The organism is Marinobacterium marinum (assembly GCF_013868415.1).
GTDB lineage: Bacteria > Pseudomonadota > Gammaproteobacteria > Pseudomonadales > Balneatricaceae > Marinobacterium > Marinobacterium marinum.
In genome coordinates, this window is the sequence record NZ_JACEMT010000047.1 from 1 (window position 1) to 3,854 (window position 3,854).

The following is a 3,854-nucleotide window of genomic DNA, read 5'->3' on the forward strand; positions in this document are numbered from 1 at the left end:
TAGCGCTGCATGACTCTTTAGCGATAACTCGAACAGTCATCGGGGCCCCGAGCCCGCATAGCAAGGCAGAGTCAGCTTATTACCATGAACACAGAAAGCCAAATCAGCATCAACGTCGGCGTAGACGTCGGCAAATCCAAACTCGATATCGTCCTGCATCCGCTGGACCTCCATTTCCAAATTTCGAACGACGAAGACAGCATCCTCAAGGTCGTTCATGTGCTGAAAAAGCGCAACATCGAACGCATCGTGGTCGAAGCCACAGGGCGCTATGAACACGCCTTCGTGTTTGCCTGCGATCAGGCCAACCTGCCCATTGTCGTCGTTAATCCCATCAGTGTCAGACGCTATGCCCAGGCCATCGGAGTACTGGCCAAAACGGACAAGATTGACGCCCGCGTGATTGCCCAATTCGCGGCCACTATACAGCCCGATATCAAGCCAATCCCTGACAAACAGTCTCGTCTTATCAAGGACTTACTGATTCGCCGTAGCCAGCTGCTTGAGATGCAGACGATGGAGAAAAACCGTCTCCAGATCTTGCCCAAAGCTCTGCATCGCTCTATCAAAACAGTGCTACGCTCGCTGGAAGCTCAGATAAAGACTATCACCAAACAGATCGATGAAGCGGTCATGCAGGTCAAGCACTGGCGTGTCAAAACCGAGATCCTGACCAGTGTGCCCGGTGTCGGAAAAGTCCTCGCCTATACCTTGCTCAGTGAGTTGCCTGAACTCGGCAAACTCAACCGCAAGGAAATCGCTGCACTCGTCGGTGTCGCGCCCATGAACCGCGAAAGTGGCTCCTGGAATGGCAAGCGACGCATCCGCGGAGGCCGTCACCGTATCCGCACGGTCATGTTCATGGCGATGCTGTCATCGATCCAATGTAACCCTGTATTCAAACGCTTCTACGAGCATCTGAAAGCCCAGGGCAAACTGCCCAAAGTGGCCATCATTGCCTGCATGCGCAAGCTGATCGTGGTGCTCAACACCATGCTCAAGAACGAGACACGATGGGGCGAAAATATTGCTTAAATATTTAACTAGACACCACAGTCACTTGTTATGCAAATAAAAACGCCCAAGCGGCCAGATGACTGACGGCTTGGGCGCTGACCCACCCCTTACCCATTTTGCATGATGGCGTTTCGGATAATCACTCTCGCTTTCTCCTAGCCCAGCTCTGAGCAGCGACCATGCGTACCAAAACTTGCTTGCATCGCGTTGTGCTGGCAAATGGCCATACACAAGGCTAACCCTTTGAGGTAAGCAAGCAGCGAGCCCGTAGGCCCTTTTGAGCAAATAAAGGCGCTCATCTCCTTTTGGGGTTTTCATTTCCAAGGTTACCAGAGTGCTGGATATTCAACAACGCCATCGACGGGTATGCCGTGATTGAGTAATGCTTGCCTCAGCAAGAATGGAAGCGTGTTTGCATCGCTGGGAAAATCTCTCAGCTTTGTCTCAGCATACTTATCAACAAACTCAAGTAAACTCTTTACGTCCATCTGTTCCGATATTTGAGAATTCCATATAGCATCCTCTACGCTACACTCTAACTCTTGACTGGAATCACGGAATGTAAGCCGACCCTGGATTGCGACACGGAATTTCCCTTCACCTTGATGGTGAATGACCAGTTTATGCATAGGGATTTTCTTAACTAATTTTCCTCGTTGATCCCTTCTAGGATCGAAGAACGCCTGTGAGAGTATTACTTTCCCTTCCACGCGAAAGAACTGTTTTTCGTAATTTTCAGGATTCAGTGACCAGTAAACGCGGAATGCATTTCGCCTTAGCTTGCTGCCATATATATTAAGAAGAGGTTTTAATTGCTCCTCAGTGCCGCGCTTTGTGCCTTTGCTCCATGCGCTGACTACAGACTGCTGTGTGCGGCACGCCTTAGCGATCTCTGTCTGCGTCCAACTATCATTCAGGGCTAAGCGCACTAGTTCACGAGTCCATTTGAATGGCCGTTTTTTAGCGTTTTTCATTTTCAATTCTGCAGTCATTATTTGTTGATTCGGAATACTATATACTTTTTGTAAGATGCCACCCATTATCGCAAGGACATTCATATACGCGAAGCCAAACACCTTGCTCTTCTCTTAATATTTCCGCGCGCAATTCAGCCGCTTTTTCAGTTTCATATAGTTCTTTTCCTCTGCCAACCGAGTCTGTGCAATATTCGCATTTGCGACTTGGAGTTCTCCGGCTTTTAGGTGTCAAATGCCACTGGTTGCACTTTGAACATTTGTAAGGAACAAGATCGTTACCATAGTTGATATTAGAATACTCTGCAGCCTCTAGTGCTTCATATTCTGAATGATATTCAGTAAGAGGTTTACCGCTTCTCTTGCTCATACATGCCGTGCTCTTCATACACATGTGTGTTCCTTATCTGCATGTTTGGTTAGTGATAAGCAACAGGTTAACGAAAAGTAAAATGAGTGCCACTGATGATTTAATGATAATCCATGATTTTTTACGATATTTCTTCAGGGCCACTACCAAAGGCATAACATCTATGGACGCCCCGTTTTGTGCAAGCAAAACATTTCGTGACATGAAGGTATTGCAGCCATCTATCCGGATTTTTACGAGGTATTAACCTCTATCCCTGATGAATTCCGCTGACTGGATGCTAATCATTTTAACGTTCTCTGTACGAACGATGTTAGTCGCAGCCTTATCCAGTCTCGGCTCTACCTGTCTGTCATCAGCAAGTTCTGCCCACGCAAACCTCAGCGCGTTCCTGTCATTGGTTTATTCAGCAGCCGGTTCTATGTACCGCTGCCCTTTATTCAATAATGCCCATGCTATACGTGCTAGCTTGTTTGCCATTGCTACAATGACCACATTCTTGTTTGCTCGCACTGATAGTGCATGTAACCAGTTGCTAACGGCATTTTTCTTGGTCGCTGAATGCCTTAGCACTGCTCGCGCACCATGAACCAACATCCTGCGCAAATATGCATCCCCACGCTTACTGATCCCTCTGAGTACTGTTTTGCCGCCACTCGAGTGCTGTCGTGGAACAAGGCCTAACCACGCTGAAAGTTGGCGGCCGTTCTTGAATGCCAATGCATTACCCACGGTTGCTACCAAAGCTGAAGCGGTTAAACGACCAATACCTGGTACTTCAAGTAAACGCTGGCATGCCGAATTGTGTTGCACGTGTTGGTCAATTTCACGATCCAACTCACCAATGCAGCGCTCTAGCTCCACCCAACGAGCTCTCATACGCTCAATGTGGCGCTGCATCAGTACCGGCAGCTGATCTTCATTTATGCCATAGCTGTCGCGGAACCACTGCTTTAGACGCGCCGGGCCGGATGGCACTGCTATGCCAAATTCACCTAAGGTTGCACGTAAGCGGTTGATTAGAGCAGTACGGTCTCTCATTAACCCATCACGCTCACGGTGTATCAGCAAAATACTCTGCTGATCAGGCGTCTTCAGCTCCACAAAACGCATATGTGGCCGAGATACTGCCTCACAAATCGCTTCCGCATCAGCAGCGTCATTTTTGTTGGTTTTTACATAAGGTTTTACGTATTGGGGTGGAATCAGCTTCACTTCATGTCCGCAGTCAGTAATAACTCGACCCCAGTAGTGCGAGCTGCTGCATGCTTCCATCCCAACTGTACATTTGGATAACTTTGCAAAAAATGCGTAAACCTGTGTCCTCCGCAATGACTTTCTGATTACGCAGCGCCCACGTTCATCAGCACCGTGTACTTGAAAGACATTTTTCGCAAGATCCAAGCCGATCACTGATACCTGTTCCATGATGCATCCTCCACCTGGTTGCTACCAACTAGCAGTATAGGAGGGGCGTCCATTTCATTATTTTA

The 3,854-nt window shown here is 48.1% G+C and carries 3 protein-coding genes; 1 reads left to right on the top strand and 2 read right to left on the bottom strand.

Annotated elements, in window-relative coordinates:
* Positions 1-84: 84 nt before the first annotated feature.
* A complete protein-coding gene (locus H1S06_RS09140; protein WP_181737915.1) occupies positions 85-1,035 on the top strand; it encodes an IS110 family RNA-guided transposase in 951 nt (316 codons plus the stop codon).
* Between the two features lie 308 nt (positions 1,036-1,343).
* Here H1S06_RS09140 and H1S06_RS09145 read toward each other — a convergent pair whose 3' ends face one another.
* Both H1S06_RS09145 and H1S06_RS09150 read right to left on the bottom strand, forming a co-directional pair.
* Positions 1,344-2,075, bottom strand: a complete 732-nt coding sequence (locus tag H1S06_RS09145) for a hypothetical protein (protein ID WP_220183833.1) — start codon at positions 2,073-2,075, stop codon at positions 1,344-1,346.
* A 688-nt stretch (positions 2,076-2,763) separates the two neighbouring features.
* Positions 2,764-3,789, bottom strand: coding sequence for an IS110 family RNA-guided transposase (locus H1S06_RS09150; RefSeq protein ID WP_181737921.1), 1,026 nt, complete (start codon positions 3,787-3,789; stop codon positions 2,764-2,766).
* Positions 3,790-3,854 lie beyond the last annotated feature (65 nt).